This window comes from Neorhizobium sp. S3-V5DH, from assembly GCF_004343065.1.
Lineage (GTDB): Bacteria > Pseudomonadota > Alphaproteobacteria > Rhizobiales > Rhizobiaceae > Neorhizobium > Neorhizobium huautlense.
Map to the genome: position 1 here is coordinate 1 of NZ_SMCL01000009.1, position 21,462 is coordinate 21,462.

Annotated in this window: 19 protein-coding genes and 1 tRNA gene; 12 read left to right on the forward strand and 8 right to left on the reverse strand. The window is 57.5% G+C overall.

Translation table 11 applies throughout. From position 1 onward, the window contains the following. Window positions 1–406: 406 nt before the first annotated feature. Together EDE09_RS14470 and EDE09_RS14475 are read left to right on the forward strand one after the other, a co-directional pair. Window positions 407–483, forward strand: a tRNA-Met gene (locus EDE09_RS14470). Between the two features lie 366 nt (window positions 484–849). Continuing rightward, a complete protein-coding gene (locus EDE09_RS14475; RefSeq protein ID WP_207914846.1) occupies window positions 850–1,743 on the forward strand; it encodes an AraC family transcriptional regulator in 894 nt (297 codons plus the stop codon). A gap of 47 nt (window positions 1,744–1,790) precedes the next feature. Here EDE09_RS14475 and EDE09_RS14480 read toward each other — a convergent pair whose 3' ends face one another. Further along, on the reverse strand, window positions 1,791–3,947 hold the full coding sequence (locus EDE09_RS14480) for a TonB-dependent siderophore receptor (protein WP_132411226.1): 2,157 nt from the start codon (window positions 3,945–3,947) through the stop codon (window positions 1,791–1,793). Between the two features lie 315 nt (window positions 3,948–4,262). Here EDE09_RS14480 and EDE09_RS14485 point away from each other — a divergent pair, with 315 nt between their 5' ends. The 5 genes from EDE09_RS14485 to EDE09_RS14505 are packed head-to-tail and all read left to right on the forward strand — an operon-like array spanning window position 4,263 to window position 9,223. Next, window positions 4,263–5,261 carry an iron-siderophore ABC transporter substrate-binding protein gene (locus tag EDE09_RS14485; RefSeq protein WP_132411228.1) on the forward strand — a complete coding sequence of 333 codons (999 nt, stop codon included), beginning with the start codon at window positions 4,263–4,265 and terminating at the stop codon, window positions 5,259–5,261. After that, complete coding sequence (locus tag EDE09_RS14490; RefSeq protein ID WP_165924178.1) at window positions 5,258–6,301, forward strand: iron ABC transporter permease; 1,044 nt, start codon at window positions 5,258–5,260, stop codon at window positions 6,299–6,301. Before EDE09_RS14485 ends, EDE09_RS14490 begins: the two co-directional genes overlap by 4 nt. A gap of 2 nt (window positions 6,302–6,303) precedes the next feature. Further along, window positions 6,304–7,338 carry an iron ABC transporter permease gene (locus tag EDE09_RS14495; protein WP_132411232.1) on the forward strand — a complete coding sequence of 345 codons (1,035 nt, stop codon included), beginning with the start codon at window positions 6,304–6,306 and terminating at the stop codon, window positions 7,336–7,338. Continuing rightward, window positions 7,335–8,162 carry an ABC transporter ATP-binding protein gene (locus EDE09_RS14500; protein WP_132411234.1) on the forward strand — a complete coding sequence of 276 codons (828 nt, stop codon included), beginning with the start codon at window positions 7,335–7,337 and terminating at the stop codon, window positions 8,160–8,162. Before EDE09_RS14495 ends, EDE09_RS14500 begins: the two co-directional genes overlap by 4 nt. Beyond that, entirely contained in the window at window positions 8,159–9,223 is a 1,065-nt protein-coding gene (locus EDE09_RS14505) for a DUF2218 domain-containing protein (protein WP_132411236.1), read from the forward strand. Before EDE09_RS14500 ends, EDE09_RS14505 begins: the two co-directional genes overlap by 4 nt. A gap of 17 nt (window positions 9,224–9,240) precedes the next feature. Here EDE09_RS14505 and EDE09_RS14510 read toward each other — a convergent pair whose 3' ends face one another. From EDE09_RS14510 to EDE09_RS14530, 5 genes are all read right to left on the reverse strand, one after another. Next, window positions 9,241–10,089, reverse strand: coding sequence for a DUF3313 domain-containing protein (locus tag EDE09_RS14510; protein ID WP_245505149.1), 849 nt, complete (start codon window positions 10,087–10,089; stop codon window positions 9,241–9,243). 225 nt (window positions 10,090–10,314) lie between these two features. Next, window positions 10,315–11,652, reverse strand: coding sequence for a HAMP domain-containing sensor histidine kinase (locus EDE09_RS14515; RefSeq protein ID WP_207914847.1), 1,338 nt, complete (start codon window positions 11,650–11,652; stop codon window positions 10,315–10,317). Beyond that, on the reverse strand, window positions 11,652–12,323 hold the full coding sequence (locus EDE09_RS14520) for a response regulator transcription factor (protein ID WP_132411242.1): 672 nt from the start codon (window positions 12,321–12,323) through the stop codon (window positions 11,652–11,654). The genes EDE09_RS14515 and EDE09_RS14520 overlap by 1 nt, the downstream gene beginning before the upstream one ends. 507 nt (window positions 12,324–12,830) lie before the next feature. Continuing rightward, the gene (locus EDE09_RS28175; RefSeq protein ID WP_165924179.1) at window positions 12,831–13,004 is read right to left on the reverse strand and encodes a hypothetical protein; all 174 of its coding nucleotides are present in this window, start codon (window positions 13,002–13,004) and stop codon (window positions 12,831–12,833) included. A gap of 112 nt (window positions 13,005–13,116) precedes the next feature. Continuing rightward, window positions 13,117–13,326 carry a cold-shock protein gene (locus EDE09_RS14530; protein WP_105373168.1) on the reverse strand — a complete coding sequence of 70 codons (210 nt, stop codon included), beginning with the start codon at window positions 13,324–13,326 and terminating at the stop codon, window positions 13,117–13,119. A 353-nt stretch (window positions 13,327–13,679) separates the two neighbouring features. Here EDE09_RS14530 and EDE09_RS14535 point away from each other — a divergent pair, with 353 nt between their 5' ends. The 3 genes from EDE09_RS14535 to EDE09_RS14550 all read left to right on the forward strand — a co-directional run bounded on the left by EDE09_RS14535 (window position 13,680) and on the right by EDE09_RS14550 (window position 15,567). After that, entirely contained in the window at window positions 13,680–13,991 is a 312-nt protein-coding gene (locus EDE09_RS14535; protein ID WP_132411244.1) for a hypothetical protein, read from the forward strand. A 651-nt stretch (window positions 13,992–14,642) separates the two neighbouring features. Beyond that, window positions 14,643–14,840: a hypothetical protein gene (locus tag EDE09_RS14540; RefSeq protein WP_132411246.1), complete on the forward strand. Its 198-nt coding sequence runs from the start codon at window positions 14,643–14,645 to the stop codon at window positions 14,838–14,840. Window positions 14,841–15,273: 433 nt separating this feature from the next. After that, window positions 15,274–15,567, forward strand: coding sequence for a hypothetical protein (locus EDE09_RS14550; RefSeq protein ID WP_132411248.1), 294 nt, complete (start codon window positions 15,274–15,276; stop codon window positions 15,565–15,567). A gap of 105 nt (window positions 15,568–15,672) precedes the next feature. Here EDE09_RS14550 and EDE09_RS14555 read toward each other — a convergent pair whose 3' ends face one another. Together EDE09_RS14555 and EDE09_RS14560 are read right to left on the reverse strand one after the other, a co-directional pair. Continuing rightward, complete coding sequence (locus EDE09_RS14555) at window positions 15,673–16,206, reverse strand: hypothetical protein (protein ID WP_245422946.1); 534 nt, start codon at window positions 16,204–16,206, stop codon at window positions 15,673–15,675. Continuing rightward, the gene (locus EDE09_RS14560) at window positions 16,148–16,843 is read right to left on the reverse strand and encodes a response regulator transcription factor (RefSeq protein ID WP_157949068.1); all 696 of its coding nucleotides are present in this window, start codon (window positions 16,841–16,843) and stop codon (window positions 16,148–16,150) included. The genes EDE09_RS14555 and EDE09_RS14560 overlap by 59 nt, the downstream gene beginning before the upstream one ends. A 748-nt stretch (window positions 16,844–17,591) precedes the next feature. Here EDE09_RS14560 and EDE09_RS14565 point away from each other — a divergent pair. Together EDE09_RS14565 and EDE09_RS14570 are read left to right on the forward strand one after the other, a co-directional pair. Next, window positions 17,592–19,283, forward strand: a complete 1,692-nt coding sequence (locus EDE09_RS14565; RefSeq protein WP_132411250.1) for a hypothetical protein — start codon at window positions 17,592–17,594, stop codon at window positions 19,281–19,283. 106 nt (window positions 19,284–19,389) lie between these two features. Beyond that, window positions 19,390–21,459 carry a hypothetical protein gene (locus EDE09_RS14570; RefSeq protein WP_132411252.1) on the forward strand — a complete coding sequence of 690 codons (2,070 nt, stop codon included), beginning with the start codon at window positions 19,390–19,392 and terminating at the stop codon, window positions 21,457–21,459. Window positions 21,460–21,462: the final 3 nt, after the last annotated feature.

A 21,462-nucleotide genomic window follows, 5' to 3' on the forward strand; every position in this document is an offset into this window, starting at 1 on the left:
CACATGAAAATGTGGATCGAAAATCTTCTCAATACGAAACCTAAGGCCCCTGGCCAAACTCAAGGGCCGCCCCAAAGCGGCCTTTCGTCGTTCAAAGGCACAGAGCAGAATACTTGAAATGCCAAGGGAACTCACCATCCTATAGCCGGTGCATCCCTTACAGGAGACAAATTGCTCTGCAATTTGCTCCGGCAGTGCGCGTCACAGCAAAGCTGTGACGCAGTCGCGATAAATCCGATCACGGATTTACGCACCGGATAAGCCGCAAAGCGGCTTACCTAAATGGCGCGGGGTGGAGCAGCCCGTTCGGCCGGCAATCGATACTCAATCGATTGCTCTTCGGCCTCACCTCATCAGGCTCGCGCCTGACTTGCTTCCGGGCCTCAAAGGTCCGTATTCTTGGTGACGCGGGGTGGAGCAGCCCGGTAGCTCGTCAGGCTCATAACCTGAAGGCCGCAGGTTCAAATCCTGCCCCCGCAACCAAAAATCCCTGCGATCCACAAAAGCCCCTAGCAAGAGGCTTTTTGCGTTTCAGGCGCCGGAAACGCAATGCCACGGAAACACATCACCTCTCAGAAAAACAATTGCGCGTAATCTTCATAGCGCGGAGCCAGTATCTGATATTCTAAGGCAAAACGGGCTTGTTAGGACTGGCGATTTTGGCGGGGCAGCTTGTCAAGATGAGTAAACACAATAAGAATACTCATATTATATCGGATATTCGGATAGAAGATGGGTCTCCGGACAGACGCTTCGGGGCTATCCGGAGAAGTCATTGCGTGAGAGGTTTTTCGGGATGTTTCGTCCGCAGGCGGCAATATTCATGCCGAGCAAGAGTGGATTTGAAAATTGAGTTATTGGCATTCCATGATTTGGCGCACCGAGGGCATTCGGGTGGTGACGCCGGCTAAATGGCGCCAGTTCGACGGGCTGGTGAGCGTCTTTTGGGAGGCTGAGAGCCAGTCGGGCGCCACGGGCTACTATCTGTCCGACGACCCGCGCATCATGATATTCTTCGACGACGTGTCGTCCCGAATTCGAATCTCGAATCACGACGGAGAGTTCGCGCAGCATCATCGGCCCATGACGCGAGCGATCTATGTTCCCGCCGGTGTCCCGATGTGGACAAACAGCAAGTCCATACGCCGCTTCTCGCATCTCAATCTGCACATGCACAGGGATCGGCTGCTGAGATTTCTGTCGCCATCGGTGGGAACTTCGGCGGCGTTGACGGCCTTGCGCCGGCCCGTCGAAATTCAGGATATCGGCGCGATAGAAACGCTGGCGGATTTGCTGGTCGACGAGATATCAAGTCCCTCGAAGCATGCAGTCTATGCCGAGAGCCTCGTCGGCAGTATTGTCGCGGGTCTTCTGGATATCCCCGAAAACGACGGCAAGGCCGCCAATGGCAGGCTGACGCAAGCACAAATGAACAAGCTCCTTTCGCGCATCGAGGCCCGTGGCGATTGCCGCCTGACCATTACCGAGATGGCGGCGACGGTAGGCTTGTCCGAAAGCTGGTTCGCCACGGTCTTCAAGCAGACAACGGGCAAAACGCCACTGCAGTGGCAGCTTGGAAAACGCATCGGCCTTGCGCAGAAACTGCTGGCGGAAAGCGAGATGACGGTGGCCGACATTGCGGCCCGGCTCGGTTTTTCCGATCAGGCCCATTTCACGAAGGCCTTTCGGCAGCTGGCCGGCGACACGCCAGCGGCGTGGCGCAGGGTAAGGCAACCCCGGTGAATTCGGGATATGTCCCGCCGGCGGTATTGCCGATGGGACCAGCTTGATCACCAGGTTTGGCGCAGCGTCGCATAGATTGCGCGGCCGGGATTGTAGTAATACGCCCCGCCGTCATCGTTGGCGACATGCTTCTCGTCGAACAGGTTGCTGACATTCAGCTGGAAGGTCGTGTTCTCCTGGATCTTGTAGGTGAAGGCCGCATCAAAGACCACGGCGTCTTCCGATTTTCGCGTATTTGCGTTGTCGAAATAGTACGAACCCGTATAGCGAGCGCCAAGGCCAAGGGTGATGTCGCCGCGGCGTCCGTTTCCTTCCATCGTATATGTGCCCCACACTGAAGCGAGGTGCTCGGGAACCTGTGCGAAGCGTTTGCCGTCGTAGGCGCCGCCCTCCTCGACGATTTCGGAATCGATATAGGAATAGGCGGCTATCAGGTTGATATTGTTAGTTATCTCCGCTTTCGCCTCAAGATCGATGCCACGGTGCCGGATCTTCTCAACTGTTGCCGGAAGGTATACGGGAGCTTCGTATGTCGTGATGTTCTCCATCGTCAGGTCGTAGACGGAGGCGGTGAACAAAGCAGGGAATGCGTCCGGCCGGTATTTGAGCCCGACTTCATACTGCGTGCCGGTCGTCGGCTCCGTCCCTGCGCTCGGCGGCGCGACAGACTCGGCATAACTCGTATAGACCGCGAGCTCCTCGGTGATCTTGTAACTCAGGCCGAAGCGCTTGGTGAATTCGCTGAGATCGGATTCGCCGCCATATGGGCCGGTATAGGCATTCACGCCGTCCTCACGTAGGTCAAGCCAGTCATTGCGCAGGCCGACGCTTGCGGTCAGCTTGTCGAAGAAGGTCAGATCCTGCTGGAGATAGATAGCCGTCGTTTTCTGGTCATTTTTCACAGTGGTATAGAGCGGAACCGAACCCGGCACACCTGAATAGACCGGGTTCTCCCAATCTATGCCCGGGGCGGCACCATAGTAGGTATCGCCATTCGAGTTGAACGCATTGTATTCGACCCCTGCAAGGGTGCGGCTGTCCACGTCGTTGACATGCGTCTCGTAGATCAGATGCGCGTCGACGATGAACTGCTTAGTGGATCTGTCGCTGCCGAAGAACGAGCGGTCCACCATGGTGTCGGAGGGGTCAGCGGCACCCAACGCGTCATAAATGTAGGCGTAGCCGAAGCCCGTATCGGATTTGCTGTAGCGCGCGCTGGAATTGAAGGTCAGGCCATCCCCGAAATCGTGGTCGAACATGACACTGTAGGTGTTCCTGTTCGTGGTGTCGTAGTTATAATCGGGCTCGCCGAAGAAACGGTCCCTGTCGAAATCAGTGCCCCTCGGATGACCGCCGCCACTGGGAGTGCCGTCCCTGTCGAGGTGATCGAACACGAATGTCAGGCTCGTCGCATCGGTGGGACGCCAGGTCAGGCCGCCCATGATGAAGTTTTCGTCGTCCTGCGAATAATCGTATTCGGCGTCCGACCGCTGCAACTTGCCGGTCAGGCGGTAGGAGAGGGTGTCGTCCTCGGTGATGTTATCCCCGAAGTCAAAACCCGCCTCCTTCTGCTCGAACGAGCCACCCGTGACATAGGCCTCGCCGAAACGCTCGCTCTTCGGCGTCTTGGTAACATAATTCACAGACCCACCGGGATCGGAAACCCCAAAGCCTGTAGAATTGGCTCCTTTCAGAACCTCGACGCGTTCGAAGGCATAGGGCTCCTCACGAATCCCGCTCCAGGTTCTGCCGATGACCAAACCGTCGCGGTAGGTAAACGGGGTGAAACCGCGGATCTTGAAATAATCGAAACGATCATCCGAACCGTAATAGTCCGTAATCACGCCGGATGTATATTGCACGACCTGCTCGATACTGTCAGCGGCGCGCTCCCTGACTTCCTTTGAGGTAATGACGGAGACCGAGGCGGGCGTTTCAAGGATATCCGTCGGCATCTTGCCGACGCCTGTCGTCTCCGTTGCGACGATTGACTTGGAGTCGTTTTCGACGTCGAGCACGGCGGCATTGCTGCTGCCCTGAAGGACAATCGGCTTGAGCGTCGTATCGGAACCGGAACTCTCCGTGTCCTGGGCAAGCAAGAGCGTCGGCACGAAGGCTGCAAGAGCTGTGCAACCCAAAAGGACCGCATTCCGGTAGCGGATAAGGGCCTGGCTTGAGCGGCTGCCTGTTCTTTCGATGTCCATGTTTCAGTTCCAACTGTGACCAATGACGGGTGAGTACCGATGTTGAGTTCTGGGAATCGTCTCGCAAATCATCCTTGGCCACCCAGCCAAGCAAGAGCTCTTTCCGGGCCGGACAACGGAGATGGCTGGTCTGATAGTCCCCAAGCTACAGCTATTAACTGGAGCGAATTTATCCAGTATTGTAGATTTCTCCGTTTTTGTACAAACCTACGGAAACTTCGCTGCTGTTTGATACGCCCTCAGTATCTGACTTGACGCCGCTCAATGAACCTGAGAATTGAAGTCCACTTAACAATACGAGGCAGAGTTTGCGCGATGCTGCGGTTCTTTCTTCCTGCCGTGCAGGTGGCGGCGGCGTGCGTTTGGGTTATAGCGTTCAGCGGCGCTGCTGCTGGCGAGAACACCTCCTACCCGATCACCATCAGGCACGCTCTCGGCACGACCACCATCACCAAGAAGCCCGAGCGGGTAGCGACGGTTGCCTGGGCGAACCATGAAGTGCCATTGGCGCTGGGAATCGTACCCGTCGGCTTTGCTGCAGCCAATTTCGGTGATGATGACGGTGATGGGATCCTGCCTTGGGTGGCAGAAAAACTGGCCGAGCTCGATGCGGACAAACCGGTGCTTTTCGATGAGGGTGACGGAATTGATTTCGAGGCAGTCGCTGCCACCAATCCCGATGTGATCCTTGCCTCTTATTCCGGCCTGAGCCAATCGGATTACGACACTCTGAGTCAGATTGCTCCGGTTGTCGCCTATCCCGAAGCTCCGTGGTCGACCGACTGGCGCGAGATGATCCGCCTCAACAGCGCTGGGCTTGGCATGGCCGCCGAGGGCGAGGCTTTGATCGCGACGATCGAGGCCGAGATCGCCCGGACGGTTGCCGAATATCCCCAGCTTCAGGGGAAATCGGCGATGTTCATCACCCATCTCGATGCAACGGATCTGAGTATCGTCAATTTCTACACAACAAACGACACCAGGGTTAAGTTTTTTGCGGATCTAGGGCTGAAATCACCCAGGAGCGTCATTGCGGCCTCTGCTCCGGGAAAGTTTTCAGGCTCCATCAGCGCGGAGCGCATCGACGCGTTCGACGATGTCGATCTTGTCGTAACCTATGGCAACCAGAAACTGCTCGATGCGCTGGCGGCGAACCCGCTGATGGCCAGAATGCAGGCTGTCGAAAAGGGAGCGCTTGTCATGTTGGGCAGGAATCCACTCGGCACGGCGGCAAATCCGACACCGCTTTCGATCTCTTGGGTATTGAGGGATTATCTGGCCCTGCTGGCCGAAGCTGCCAGAACGTCGAAATGACAGCCGCAGGTCTAAAATCATCCCGCCGGTGGTCGGCCTCCAGGCGTTCGAACCATAGCCGGAGCCTCTGGATGGCGGGTCTGCTTGCGCTTCTTGCCGCGCTCCTGGCGCTCTCGTGCACGGTCGGAACGCGCGACGTCGGCTGGGCAGACATCATCGCGGCTCTAGGCGGACGGATTGACAGCATCGGTCAGGCGGCGGTCAACGTCCGTATTCCTCGGACGCTGCTTGGCCTGCTTGCCGGAGCCGCACTCGGGCTTGCCGGTGCCGTGATGCAGGGCGTGACGCGCAATCCTCTCGCCGATCCGGGTATTCTCGGCGTCAATATGGGAGCTTCGCTTGCCGTCGTCGTGGGCGTTGCATGGTTCAACATCGCCTCCGCCGCTGCCTATATCTGGACAGCGGTTTTCGGAGCCGCGTGTGCGGCGATCTTTGTTTACGTTATAGGATCGCTCGGGCGCGGCGGAGCGACTCCCCTCAAATTGGCGCTAGCCGGGGCGGCGACATCGGTCGCTTTCTCCTCCATGGTCCTTGCGGTGGTGCTGCCCCAAAACGATATCGCCGGCGGCATCCGTTCATGGCAGATAGGCGGCGTCGGCGGAGCGACCTTCGAGCGGGTTTTGCCCGTTCTGCCGTTTCTTGCGGCCGGTTTTGCGGTTAGCCTTCTGTCGGCACGAAAGCTGAACTCACTGGCTTTGGGGGACGAAACAGCGGCCGGGCTTGGCGAGCGGGTCGCAGCCGCCCGTGCCGTTGCAGCGCTCGGGGCGATCCTATTGTGTGGCGCAACCACAGCGATTTGCGGGCCCATCGGCTTCATCGGATTGATCGTGCCCCATCTCTGCCGGGTGTTGGTCGGGGTCGATCACCGGTGGCTGCTGCCCTTTTCCGCATTGAGCGGAGCCTGCCTGTTGCTGACTGCTGATGTCGTCGGGCGCATCATCGCCAGGCCGGCCGAACTGGACGTCGGCATTGTCACGGCCCTCGTGGGTGCGCCGTTTTTCATCTGGATAGTCCGGCGGCAGCGGGTGCGCGAGTTGTGACGATGCTCTCCCCCACCCTCGATCGCATCATTGGAAGCCGCCGCCGTCGTGCGCGCAGGCACGTTCTTGTGGTCGCAATCCTACTGGTCCTCGTGGTCGTGATTTTTGCGCTTACCCTGTCGCTCGGACAATCCTTCACCCGGCCCGGGGATGTCGTCCGCGTGCTCCTTGGCGAAAACGTCCCGGGAGCGAGCTTCGCCGTCGGGCAATTGAGGCTGCCGCGGGCTATGCTTGCGATGCTGGCGGGTTTGAGCTTCGGGCTCGGCGGTGCGGCCTTTCAGATCATGCTGCGTAATCCGCTTGCGAGCCCCGATATCATCGGCATCAGCTGGGGTGCGAGCGCAGCCGCCGCGTTCGCGATCGTCGTTCTGTCGCTGAAGGGGCCGATCGTGTCGATCTTTGCCGTCGGCGGCGGCATGGGCATCGCGCTGCTGGTTTACGCTCTCTCTTCCAGAAACGGTGCCGCAGGAACCCGGCTCATACTGGTCGGAATCGGCGTTTCGGCGATGCTGGAAAGTTTTATCGCCTACATTCTCTCCCAGGCTCCGGCTTGGACCCTGCAAGAGGCGGTCCGCTGGCTGACAGGGAGCGTCAACGGAGCACAGCTTGGTCAGGCGCTGCCGCTTCTGATGGCGTTCACTGTCTTCGGCGCGCTTCTCTTAAGCCGCACCCGAGATCTGGAGGCGCTGCGGCTGGGGGACGATACCGCCGCCGCCCTGGGGGTGGATGTCGCGAGGACCCGTATCATGATCATCGTGGCGGCGGTCGGCATGATTGCGACTGCGACAGCGGTGACAGGCCCCATCGCCTTTGTGGCCTTTCTGTCCGGGCCGATCGCTGCCCGCATCGTGGGGAACCGCGGATCGCTGCTGATTCCTTCGGCTCTGATTGGTGCCATGCTGGTGTTGTCAGGGGACTACGTCGGCCAGTTCCTTTTGCCAAGCCGCTATCCGGTGGGCGTAGTGACTGGCGCCCTGGGTGCTCCTTACCTGATGTTTCTGATCGTACGCGCCAACCGGACCGGGAGTTCGCTTTGACCGTCCATTCTCTAACCGCCAGCCAACTTTCGGTCGGCTACGGCGACACCGAGATTTTGCATGAACTCGATCTTGCCGTACCGCCCGGCAAGGTGACTGTAATTGTCGGCGCCAATGCTTGCGGCAAGTCCACGCTTCTGCGTGCAATGTCGCGCCTGTTATCGCCGCATCGGGGGCACGTCCTGCTGGACGGCAAGTCGATCCACCGGACGCCGCCGCGGGAACTCGCCAGGACATTGGGGTTGCTTCCCCAATCGCCGATCGCTCCAGAAGGCATCACCGTTGCCGATCTCGTCAGCCGTGGCCGGCATCCGCATCAGAGCCTGTTTTCACGCTGGACACGTAAGGACGACGAGGCGGTGGACGACGCACTTGCCGCAACCAAAACCTCTGATCTTGCCGAAAGGCCGGTGGACGAGCTTTCCGGCGGGCAACGTCAGCGAGTGTGGATCGCCATGGCGTTGGCACAGCAGACGGAAATCCTGCTGTTGGACGAGCCGACGACATTTCTCGATATCAGCCATCAAGTCGAAGTGCTGGATCTATTGACCGATCTCAACCATTCCCGCGGAACCACCGTCGTCATGGTTTTGCACGATCTCAATCTTGCGGCTCGTTACGCGGATCATCTCGTCGCGATGGCGGACGGCCGCATACATGTCTCCGGCACTGCGGAGAATGTGCTGACGGAAGAGAATGTGCGACGGGTTTTCGGTCTCGAAAGCCGCATCATCGCCGATCCCACTTCGGGCCGGCCGATCATGCTCCCGATCAGCCGCCACAGGATGGTAATGAAGCAGGATCTTAAGGAGAGCCGGCCATGAACGCGGTTCAGCAATTCAAACTTTCTGGCACAGCGCTTCCGACGGACGCCGGAAGCATGCTCGACGAAATTTGCGAGCATTTCGTTGAGCATGCAGAGGTGCAGCGGACCGGGAACCTCGCATTGCTTTCGAGCAAGACCGGGACTGCGAGCATTCGCGTGCAAGACCACAAGCTTCTGATTGAGCTGGCCTGCCCGTCGGAATCGGAGCTTCAGATGAGCCGCACCATTATCGCGGAGCACCTGTTCTATTTTGCCGGGGACGATCCGCTCGAGTTGATTTGGTCCGAACCGGCATCATTGTCGATACTGCCGAATATCCACGAGGTCACCGTCGTTTCTGCCGAAGATGTGACTCCCCGCATGCGTCGGGTGAAGTTCGCATGTTCCGATGTCGCACCCTTCGTCGGCGGGGATATGCATGTCCGACTCCTCGCCCCGCCTAAGGGGAGACATCCGGTGTGGCCGGGACTTCGCGAGGATGGCCGCGTGGCATGGCCGGAGGGAGAGGACGAACTTCTGGTCCGCGTCTATACGATCCGCGCCGTCGACATCGAACGCCGAGAGCTCTGGATCGACTTCCTGCAGCACCCCGCGCCGGGCGTCGAAACTCCCGGAGCCGATTTTGCCCGGGATGTGCAGCCCGGGGAAAAAATCGCACTGCTCGGGCCAGGGGGTGGCGGCCTTCCGGAGGCAAAGTCCATTCTTATGGCCGGGGACGAAAGTGCACTTCCCGCCATTGCGCGCATTGCCGCCGAGGTGCCGCCGGATACGCGTATCCAGGCGATCATAGAAGTGTTGGATGAGGCTGAAGAACAGCCTCTTCCGTCGGCAGGTATGATCGAAGTCCGTTGGCTGCATCGGAAGAGCTATCCGCCCGGAGCAAAAGGCGTTCTTGCCGAGGAGACCAAAAAAGCGATCACTTCCATCGATGACCAAACGTTTGTCTGGGTTGCCTGCGAAAAGGAAGATGTCCGGTCTATCCGCGCCTTCCTGAAAAGCCGCAGGCATGATCGGAAAAACATGTATGTAGCCTGGTATTGGGAGCGCAATCCCGCCTGAATCCATAGCATCCGGCGTCAGTGCGTTAGGACCGTTTTTGGTTTCCTGTCGGTCCATTCAGGCGGAAGACCGAATCTGGCCGATACGGCACCCTGGACACCGGGAGCGCGACCGAACGCTTCACACGCTGCGTATTTCGGCTTCCCACCGAACCAGGACTGCACTCGATGTCTTGAAGGAACCGAAATGTCGAGCATCTTCGGTTCCTTGCCAGTGATCAGCATTCGCGAAAAATCGCTCGCGAACTTCGTGGCTTGGCTATAGGCGTCGCCCACATCGGAATAACGGGGTTTGTCCTGTATGAAATTCGCTCCACGCCCCCACATCATCGCCGCGCGCTGGACATTGAAGTTATCGACCGCTTCTGCCTCGACGGCGAGGCCACCGAGACCGTACGGTATACGAGGAATGCCGATAAGAGGTATATTGTCGGGAAGCGCAAAGCCGCCGCCAACGCTAACGACGGTCGCAGCGGCCGCCACACCCTTATTCGTCGGAACTATCTCGGTGACGACGGAGCGCACCGTCAAATCCGCCGGTTGGTCGGAAGGGACCATTTGATATTTGTCGCTGAGCGCAACGCATAAGGCTCGGTCCAGCGCGTTCGTGATGAGAGATCGGTCAGTTTCCGATTTGATCCTCGATGCAGCGATGAAGGTAAAACTTGTCGGGACGATCCGGACCGTCTTCACCTTGGCTAGCTGCCCGCCATCGACATAAAGCCGTTGCTTCTTGCCCAGCTTTCCTTTTGGAGCGCCAAGATTGCTGTATGATGTAAGGGTGCCGCTTTCTTTTATTGGAATCGACGTACATCCGGTGACGGCCATGGAGATGAGTAGCGCCAGACATGCGAACAATGATGGCATTGGCGGATAGTCGAGAAATCGGCGAAAGGGTTGGGGATTTCTGTGCATTCTTTGGTCTCCGTCGCGGTATTCGGGCGACAGTGCGAGCGGAGGGTTGCCGCAACATTACAGATCGTTTTCGAGCCAAGGATATCGCCGTGCCCATCGGCCATTTCCAATCGAAGAGCTGTCGCCGGCAGGCGGCGGCGCTGCGCCACGTACGGTTCCAGTTACTTCTAACGCCGATCAGAGCTGGATCGTCACCTGGGTTCCGGTCATGCCGCTTTTGAGGCTGACTTGGCCCCTGTGGTTTGCGACAATCTGTTTCACCAGGCTCAGCCCCAGGCCAGCGCCTCTGTTTTTGGGCGTAACACGATAGAAGGGTTCAAAAACCAGCTCTTGATGTTCTACCGGTATGCCCGGGCCTTCATCGGACACGTTAATCCGCACGTCGGCCGAGACCGAGACGGTGATCATCCCGCGGTTGCCGCCATGATCGATAGCATTGCGAACGAGATTGCTAATCGCCCTCGATAAAGCGGAGGGACTGCCGAGCCGTTCGAGACTCTCCACCTCATTTTGAAACGAGATCTGGTAGCCGGCAGCGATCGCCTGGGGTGCCAAGTCGGCAACCACCATTCGTGCGATTTCGACAAGGTCGATCGTCTCGTAAGAAGCAATCGCCTGGTCGTTGCGCTCGAAGTCGAGAAGCTGCTCCGCCGTTTCAGCCAAGCGAGCCACGTCGCTCAACAACCGCTTACGTTCCTGTCCGTCGTGCATTCCGTCGATCCGCGTCTGCATGATTGCAATCGGCGTCCGGAGCTCATGCGACGCATCAATCAGGAAGCGCTGACGTTTCTTCAGCTCACTCTCAAGCCGCTCGAGCGTTCCGTTAAATGCAATCACCAGCGGAGCGACTTCTTTGGGAATTCCCTCCACCGGCAGGCGTGCCCCATGCTGGCGGGGTCCGATCTGCGATGCTTTGTCAGCGGCATCGCTTACTCTTGCGAGGGCACGGCCAACGATCCGCGGAACGGCGAGAAAAATCGCGGGCAGAGAGAGCCCGAGCAGAGGGACATAAATCGGGTAAGCCCTGACCAAAAGGGCGAAGACTGGCGAGCCTTTGTCCGCAACGCCGCCAAACAGAATCCGAACCTCGCCGACTGCTGTTTCGGCATCGTCAATCGTGGCAACCTCTCTTGTCGCAGCGGACCCGCGTATGTCGGCGTCGTAGAACCAATGAACCAGATGCGCGAGCTCGTTATAGGGTGTGGGGATGGTGCCATAAGACACGAACGCTCCGTCTATCGTGGCCACCACATACCAGAGTGAAGTGTTCTGCTTCTTGAGCGCCCTTAGCTCCAGCGTTTCTTGCAACCGCAAACGTCCCTGGCTGTCGCGTGTCGTGGCCGCCGCTATCGCTGAACTGATCTTCTCCTCCATGGCAATATTCGGCGACATGATTGTAGCAGCCCATACGCAAAGCCCGAGGATCACCGCAGCGTTAACTGCGATGATGACCAGACTGAGTTGCCAACTCAGTTTCCACCAAAGCGAAGGGTTCGAGTTCAGCGCCTCGCGCATCATCCCTCCTTCAGGAGATACCCGACGCCGCGGATGTTGTGGATCGCGATGCCCGCGCCGGCATCGAGCAGCCGCTTGCGCAGCCTGGAAATATGCGCATCGAGTGCGTTCGACTGGATTTCTTCTTCGTAATTGTAGACCGCCGCCTCAAGCGTCGATCGAAGGACGACCTTGTCCTTTCGCTTCGCCAGCGCCGTCAGAACCAGAAGTTCGCGTCGGGGCAGATCGAGCGGGATCGCGTCTACGGTCACGCCTAAATGCAAGGGGTCAATCACTATTCGTCCCACTGTGATTTGGAGTTCCGCCAGACTTGCCGGCCGTCGCAGCACGGCTCGCAAGCGAGCCATCAATTCTTCGACGAGAAACGGCTTGCCCAGATAATCGTCAGCGCCGATATCCAACCCCTCGACACGCTCCATCGGCTCATTGCGCGCCGTCAGCACGATAATCGGGGTGTCCGTTCTCGTTCGTCTCAAATGGGGAATAAAGGTCAGTCCCTCGCCATCGGGCAAGCGGCGATCCAGAAGGATTGCATCGTAGACATTCTGACACGTCAATTCGATCGCGTCGGCGAGATGCATCGTGTGGTCGGTGAGGATGCCGTATTTGCTCAACGCCCTGGACAGCGCATCCGCCAGCTCTTTCTCGTCCTCTATCAATAAAAGCCTCATCCTCGCCTTGTCCGCCCAAGAGATTGCGACAGCATTACGGGACCGGTTTGTGGCGAAATAGCGCGACAGTGGCTTGTATTCGTGATACCCAAGATTATCATCGCTGGGGCTTTCCTCGGCTAATCCGGAGGCAGGCCTTTGGGTCAGATCATTCCGATCAACTTTGCCGCGCATTGGAATCTTCCGGTTTTTATCGAGCAGGGCGGCTATCCGAACATAGGGATAGAGGGACCTGCTCAAGCTATCCGGTATATGCAGTTGCGCTTCAGGTGCAGGTCAGGGCCACTTTACTGGAAAGCACTCCTCACGTGTTATTCGGCTGTCCGGCGGGAAGTGGACCCCGAGGAAGTGCGTCGCCATTTCCTTGCAGCGTGTGCCGAGGCCGAATGGAAATCGCCTTGATCTAAACTCAAGGCGCGAACGGTATCAAAACGACAAGGGCAGAAAGGGGCGTATTTGCGTCCCTTCTCACCGGTACCGGGCCATTATAGCCTATGCTGGCCAAACTCAGTTCTTGCTGCCGGCCCTACGACCCTTGTCCGTCTTGGTCCTGCTGGCCGAAGACGTCTTGGCATCATAACCTTGGCCATGGTTCGTGCCGCCGAGATGGCCGCCACCGCTGGTATTTGCAACCTGGCGATGGGCCTTCCTCAGGAGTTGCTCCGCATTGGTTTTTTTCATGAAAAATTCTTTCGTTAAACAAAAATAAAGGCCGGGCGAAAGCCCGACCTTGTCGACCGCTTCGGCAACCTCGCCAGTACATCCGTGGCCAAGGATTTGAAGCGATGCTGTTTTAGGCGACCTGCAGGTTTTCCGCCGCGCTCTTGCCCGACCGCTTATCCTCGATCAGCTCGTAGCTGACCTTCTGGCCTTCTGCGAGATATGTCATGCCAGAGCGCTCAACCGCAGAGATGTGAACAAACACATCCTTGGAGCCGTCCGACGGCTGGATAAAGCCGAAGCCTTTGGAGGTATTGAAAAATTTTACGATGCCGTTGTTCATGACGATCAATCCTTTCAATCGCATAGGTCAGCCGTCCGGCGACATGCCAGCGGCAGAAGATCGATTTTGAAAGGAAAGATAAGCTCGTGCGGGAAAGCACAAAAACGAAGCTCGACAAGCAATTTCGATATGCCGTCTATAAATCCCAACTGTGTTGACACAAAGGCGGGGGCACGCCGAGCGGCATCAGATCGGTCACCGTTGTTATGAGGCTCAGCTATCTTCATCTCCTTCGCCATTGCTCGGCCATTGCCTTTGTCGAGACAAGAGCGCATGCTGAAAGCGTCAGTCGCCGTTCAAGAGCGCTGTGGCTTCAAGGTTTTATACTCCAGCCCCCATGAAAGGAGGACGTTATGTCTTCCACCCTTCACCCCGAAAGCATCTCTCGCAATCTGGTCCGGATCAGCGGTCCAGGATACCGGGAAAATATCGAACTCGGGGAAGCTGATGAGCGTGCTCGAGATGCAGACTTGGATGTCAGTCATTTTGAAGCCGGCGTTACCCCGGCAGTGATCGCGTTCTCCCGGTTCAGCCACCGACCTGAAACGCAGTTTCACACTGCCGTGTCGAGGGGTATGCAATCAGTCGACATCGCGTCCTACCTGAGCGGGCGCCGGGATACCCTCCTGCCTCTATCAAAGAATCACGTCGATCCCACTTCTTAGCGACGTGAGGCCTCAGGCCCGTGGTTGCAAACAGAAGCGGCCTCGCAATCGGAACACTCCAGGAGACTAAAATGGCCAAGGGACAGATACGCAGCAATCGAGAAACGCGAAAACCTAAAAAGGATAAGAGTGTAGCTCCGACGGCTTCGGTCCAGGGAGCTCAGGTCAAACTTGCGGGGAGCAGCCTTAGCCTCGGAAAAAAGCCGAAATGAACTGACCGGTGCGCTGGATTTCGACGCTCCGGTGTGCCGCTCACTCCATGGTGCAGACGCCGCTGCGGAGTTGATAAGACCCATCGCAACCCCAGCTGTTCCCCTTTGAGGTGTGCGGTTGCAGAAGCGTGATCTCCTCTCGGGTTGAACGCCGGCAAACAGCAGGTAGCCTTGGTATCGTCAAGGCTACTGCTTCGTAGAATTATATGGCGGTCGTCTCCGAGCGATTGCCGGTGATCTCGAGCCGGCTTGAAAGAGATGTCTTTCATCGCTATATACAGGGTCTGCGTTTTCAGCCTTTTCGGCTATCTGATCCTCCCGGCTCAGCCGGTTGCTTGGCTAACCCTGATTTTGCGAACGTTTCTAATTCCGTCTACCGGCGGGAGATGCTTGCGGCTGACATTGTTTCGGTCTCGCATGCCATAACAAGGATGCCATTATGATCAATACCGCCAGCCATGCTGCCGCAGGCCTGTTCAAGCGCCCGGACGCTGAAGAAGGATCCAACGCGGCGAAGCTGCAAGACTTGCGCAGTAGACAAATTCTACGAAAACGTGAGACAAAGCTTGCGGAGATGCAACAGCGTCTCGAAAAACGTGTTGTAGGCGCCGTTAGGCTGCCTTCCTTCTTCCGTTGAAATTTCCTGGGGTGTCAAGCCATTGACCTCCCGACAACTTCTCCGATTGCAAGGGATAAAACATGGCAGTTTTCGACTACAATGCCAGCGCCGGGCTGTACCCATGCAAAACCGTCAAGAGGCGGAGTAGTCTCCGCTATAAAAGATTCGAGTCTGCCGCTGAAGCTCTTCGCTTCGCAATCGAGGACATGCCGGCTGCCCTTCTCCGTGGCTCCGTTCTTGAGGTCGAGGAAGCCCGTTTCGACGGTGTGCAGATGCGAAAGCTCTACGACGCCGAGGGATATCCGCTTACAAGACGAGCGTGAGGTTAGCGCGCCGACATGATGCCGGATTTGCCGGGCTGACTGCCATGTTGGCACGGTTCGCCAAGCTAGCCAATTCCGCCTCGTGGGCGGTTCCAACAGCTTACTCTACTCAATTCAAGGACTGAACATTGAACACAATTACGCTTACGCCTGCCCAGATCCGAGGGCTAAAGCTCGCCAAGGAGGGAGATCTGTTTCCGCAGGAGGCCAATAAGTGGACACATCTGAATGCCGCCGTGACCTATGCAAGGAACGACCGGTTTCGGGAACGGCCGCAGAAGATCAAATTTCTGACGACGGCGACATTGGATACATTGCGGGAACTCGGGCTTATGCGCAGTCTCAATCCGGACGTGAAGACAGAGGAGGCCGCCCACGGGATCACCATGGTCGGCAAGATATGGCTTCTGAAGAACAAATAAATCCCGGCAGGCGCTCCCATACTACGGACGCTCAAGCGCGACCGTAATTGGATGTTCCGGCCCCACGGGGGCCGCTGTTGATACCCAGCCGGCTTCGGCATCTTGTTATTTGGGAAAATCGTATCGTTCGGTAATGCTCCAAAGCATATGATTGATCTCGATGAGGGAATTGATGCTCGACTGAATTCGGCCGATTTCCCGGACATCAAGTTCTTCGATTTTCCCGTATTTGATCTCGTCTCTGCTTTCGAAGATGCGCATGGATTGGGTAAGGTTACGACCGCTGTCGGGATCGAACGAATAGATGCAATGGTTGTATTTGTTGCGAAGCTTCGCTTCGTCCGACAGGCGCTGCGTTGTTTCCAGGACTTCGCGCCGACAGACGGCGGAAGTCTTTTTCATCTTGGCCAGCCTTTCGACAAGATCAATGCGTGCCCGGGTCGTGTTCAATGTAAGGAAGACGACGATTGCCGTCTCCTTATCAACCTTGGCAAGCCCTGCAATCATATGGATCAGCAGGCTTTCGGTATTGGTCCAGGTATAGTTCAGCTGCCCGATCAGGAGCAGTATGGCCTGAAGCCTAGAGTTTATCGCCGGGGAGCGAGCCGCCGTCCTGGCGGTGGATCGATTCGGATGCATTGTCAGCACTATCCTTGCGCCTATGCTCGAAATAGAGAGCCACGACCTCAGTTCTATTGTGCACGCCCAGTTTGGTGATGATGTTGTGGATGTGGATCTTCACCGTATGTTCCGACAGGCCCAGTGCCGCTGCTATGATCTTGTTCTGATTGCCCATCGCGATCCGGGCAAGGATTTCGGTCTCACGTTTTGTCAGCTTGTCGATCATTCGGGCGGAGGACCTGCCAAGCGAAGGTTGGGTGCGTTCCGGTTCGGCCCGATCCTCAATTCCTTCCCACGATAAGCTCTTATGCTGCTGGTGGTGATTTGACGGAAAATATGTGCCGCCCTTGAGGATGATGCGCAGAGCCGACAGGAAGACATCGAGATTCACATTGAACGGCACGACACCCTGGACGAACCCCAGATCCTCAATCCTGTTTATTGCGGGTACCTCATCATCGCTGCCGATGAAAGCGAGCGTAGCGCCGACATGAAGTCGGACGAGCTTCTGCCAATGCTCTTTTATGACATGGATCAGTGCAACATCTGCCAGGACAAGCTGCACTGGATTGTCGAACTCCGTCAAAGCCGACGGCAGATTGGGCACTGTTTTGACCGACAGCCATGGAAATTCGCTCTCTATGGCAGCCGTCATTGCAGTAGATATCGTTCCTGGCGAGCAAATGAAAAGTATTGTCCTGACAGCTTTCATTCTGTTCAAGGCTTTTGTAGCCAGATCCACATCAAGATGTTGCGAAACGCTATGCGGAACTTGCATGATTGGGCCCTCTCCCCTCGTTGAAGCTATACGCAACAGACGCTCCGGATTCTTCTTTTAGGAAACGGTAAACCAAGACTCCTGAGGTGGGAATAGACCGAAGGAGCTATCGATTAGATCAAACTAGCAAGGAATTTAGCTCGTTGAGGTTCGTTTTTAGGAACGAAGCATGATCGAAGGCTAATTTCTCAGGAGGGCAAGCAATCTATCACCCTCCGTAAGACGAAAACGTCAGGAATACATCTACCTCTTCTTATTTATATCCTTACACCTATGGTGTTAGCATCAACAGTCAGTTGATCCACTGCGCTAGCTCGAAATAGCACCTTATTTCTTCTCCTCAATCGGGACACAGTGTGCGCCATCCCGAAAGGCACTGGAGAGCCAACGCTCAGAGTGGGTGGCGTGTGTAGCAAGTAGCCACCTCATTGTTGCGCCCTTTCAAGCCTTCCGAGAAGACAGGGGAGGACCTGAAAAATCAGAGATTGGAACCCGGAAACCGGCGAACGGTCGCGTAGATGCGCGCCCATAGCCTCAAGCAGTTAGCCATTCCAACAGCGGCGACCAAAGATCCCAAAAAAGATGAATGGCGGTCAAGGCGTCGCAATATCAAGAGGATACCGTCATGGCAGACAAACGCAGCCTCAACACGCTGTTTGATGACGACAGCCAGGAACAGCAGCAGCAGCAGCGCCAGCAGGAACAGCAGCAACAGCAGCAGTCGGAGCATCAGGGCCAAGGTCAGGGACAGGGCCAGCACCAGAGCAGTGAGTCCTACAATCTCAACGGCAATGGCAACCTGAACGGCAACGGTAACGGCAACCTGAATCTCAATGGCAACGGCAATGCCAACCTGAACGGCAACGCCAATTTCAATGCGAATGTCAATGAGACCACAGTCGACGTGACCGTCGATGTCGGAATGAGCCTCGAAGACTATCTGCCTGAAGACAATGACTTTGCCGATATCGATATGGAAGGCAGCCAGATCGACGGGATGTTCAACATCCGGATCGACGATGTCATGAACGATGCCCTTACGGGTGCTGGAAACGACGTTGGCAACGTCATTTCGCAGGTTGCCAATATCCAGGATAACGACCATCTCGAAAATGCCGAGGTCAACAACAGCGGCGAGTTCACCCTCGATGCCAATCCCCATGGCGGGTTTGCAATCGCATCCGAAGGGATCGGTGCCGGAGGCGGCGGCGGCGGTGGTGGCGGTGAGGCCGACGCCGATGGCGGCGACGGCGGAGACGGCGGTGCAGCCCTGGGTGGCTTCGCGCTCGGCGGTATCGGTCTTGGCGGCATTGCTGCAAGTGCGGCGGTCGGTGGTGAAGGCGACGGCGGCGACGCGGACGGCGGCGACGGTGACAGCGGCGATGCCGATACTGGCGACGCTACAGGCGGCGATGGCACCGGTGGCAACGGTGGCCGCGGCGGCGACGGTCTGGGCCTTGGCCTTGGTCTTGGCCTCGGACTTGGAGCTGGCCTCGCTTTTGCCGGTAATGGCGACGACGGTGGCGACAGCGAAGGCGGAAACGGTGGAAGCGGCGGCGACGCTGGTAATGCCAACGGGGGCGACGCTTCCGATGCTGGCAATGCCAATGGAGGCGCCGGCGGTGCTGCGACCAACCTGATGGGCAGCCTCGGCTTCATCAATCCGATCTTCTCCGACGGCGATGCCGGATCCGGCGGCACCGGAGGTGCAGGCGGTGCCAACGATGCGGGCGACGGCGGCGACCCGGCCGGCGGGGCCGGTGGTAACGGCGGTGCCGGCGGTGCTGGCGGCGCTGGTGGTGCCGGCGGCGATGCTCTCGGAGCAGGCCTTGGCGCTGGCTTCGGTGCTGGTGCTGGTAGCGGTTCCGGCGGTGCCGGCGGAGCAGGCGGTGCAGGCGTAGGCGGCGGAGCCATCAGTGGCGACGCGACGAGCGGCGATGCCACCGGCGGTGACGCCTGGGCTACCGGAGGCGCAGGCGGCGATGCACTCAGTGGTGCATGGGCCGACGGCACCGGCGGTGATGCCATGGGCGGCTGGGCTATCGGCGGTGCTGGTGCTGCAGGCGGCATGGGCGGCATTGCAAGCACCGGCTACGGTGGAGCAGGCGGTGCCGGCGGGACCTGGGGCTCCAACAACGGTGACGACGGATACGTTACCGGCACGAGCAGCGCTTCGTCCGATGCCTTTGTCGAAACATCTGCGTTCAACCAGGAAATCGTTCTTGGCGCGAACCTGCAGCAGAACGCGATCGATATGACGATTGTTGGCGGCGACCTCACCAGCACGTCGATCGGTGACGACGACACCTCCGCTTAACGCGAGCGGCAATCTCTTGCACGTCAAGAGGGACATCAACGGACTGCGCGGTCTCTGCGCAGTCCACTCCATCTAAATGCTTAGCAGGCAATAAGGGGTCCGTGTCATGACGGCTATGGACAAGATCACCGAGGAAATTGCGCATTTCATCGGCCTATTCCATACGACGGTCGAAGAGGCGCGACAGCGCGATGCCTACCTGGATTTCAGTTACTACACGCAAAAAGATCACCTTCATACCGAGCCTTTCATTTCATCGACTTTCGACGCGCCGTATGAGTTTCTGGGTTTTGACCCTGACGTTTTCTATAAGGCGCCGGCTTATCTCAGGCCCTTGGAGCACCCTTCGTTTGCTTCGTGGCAACATCATCCGCCGATTCTGGTGGTGAGAGACGATTCGCCATATTTCCCTCCCGAACAGACAGAGGAAATCCTTCCAGGCGCGCGCATTGGACAAGCGTTCACCGTGCCGCCGATCGAGCCTCCAGGGTCTGTCGTCAATTACATCATTCAGGCAGCGTCGCTGTCGGACGACGACACTTTCAACGTCGGGGGAAGCAATCTGGAATTCCACCCCGATCCAGTGAATGACGCCGCTCTGCTGAAAGCTGCTGACGATGTGCTTTCCCACGCGCCAATCGGCCATCCGGAAATGCCCGGTTCCAGTGCGGAACTCATTGATGTCATCAATGACATTGCCTTCCAGCTGAAAGCGTTGGTCGCGGCGCCCGGCAGTCCGATGGAAACATTCATCGAGCACTCTCCTGTCATCGAGGGCGTCTATGTCAACGGAGAGCTCGTCGAGGATGCTCCAAAGCTTGAAGACTACTTCTCCTTCGACGATGAGGAGAATGCGGAAGAGAATGACGCGGAGAGCCCAGCCGACGAGGATGCCGATAACGACGACGCCGTAGGGGCCGATGCCGACGAAGATGATGGACCGCCGCCCAATGTGGTGATTTCCGAAGACGGCTCGATCACCATCGACAATTCCGTCGAACTCATTGCCGGGGACAACACCGTCGTCAACCAGGCCGTGGTGAAGAACCTCTGGACCGGAGCAACCGTAACGGCGGTCGTCGGCGATCATGTGGAAATCAACGCGATCGTCCAGACCAATGCAATTTGGGACACCGACTCCATCACGTCCGCAATCGACGGGTGGAATAGCGAAGACAGCCCGAACGAGCTTTTCAACATTGCGACTTTCGAGCGTACGGATCCGCTCGAGGAAGGCTCTGGAGATCAGGCCGCCGCAGGAGGTTTCCCGAGCGCTTGGGCGATCACCGAGATCCAAGGGGATCTGTTGATCACCAATTGGCTGGAACAATACGTGTTCATGACCGACAACGATGTCGGGATATTGTCTTCGTCGGGTGTCACGACAAGCGTCATCGCGGGGGACAATACAAGCGTAAACCAGACTTCGATCTTCGAGCTGGGCTTCTCCTTCGACCTCATCATTGTCGGTGGTTCGCTCTATGACGCCAATATCATCCACCAGACGAATGTACTGTTTGACAACGACGTGGTCGGGGCAGTGTCGGGTTTCGAGACGACAGGTCAGGGCAGCATTGGCAGTTCGGGAAACCTGCTCTGGAATCAGGCGCATATCTACAACGTCGGTGGCGCGGACCGCTTCGGAGAATTGCCTTCCGCCTACCTCGATGCCGCCAACGATATGGCCGCGGGAGGCAGAGATCTATCGAAGGGAGTGTTGACCGATCCGGCTTTCGCAGGCCTTGGCGGCCTTCGTGTCCTTTATATCAGCGGCGATTTCCTGAACATTCAATACATCAGTCAGACGAACATCGTCGGAGACAGCGACCAGATCGCGCTCGCAATGAATGCGCTCGATCCGCAAACCGACGCTGCGTGGACGGTTTCAACAGGCGCAAATGCGTTGATCAACAACGCTGCCATCCTCGATTTCGATTCCTTCGGGCACACCTATGTCGGAGGGCAGCAATATTCCGAAGAAACGCTTTTCCAGGCGGAATTGATTTCCCATCAGCCGGACCTGCTCACGGGGGACCCCGATACGCTCGTCAACGAGGCGGTGGTCTTCCTGGATGACAGCATGCTGGATGGCGAGTTTGAAGAAATGGGCGTCACGCCCGCAGAACAAGACAACGGGCACTATCAGAATGATGGATTGCAACATGTGCTCGGATGAAGG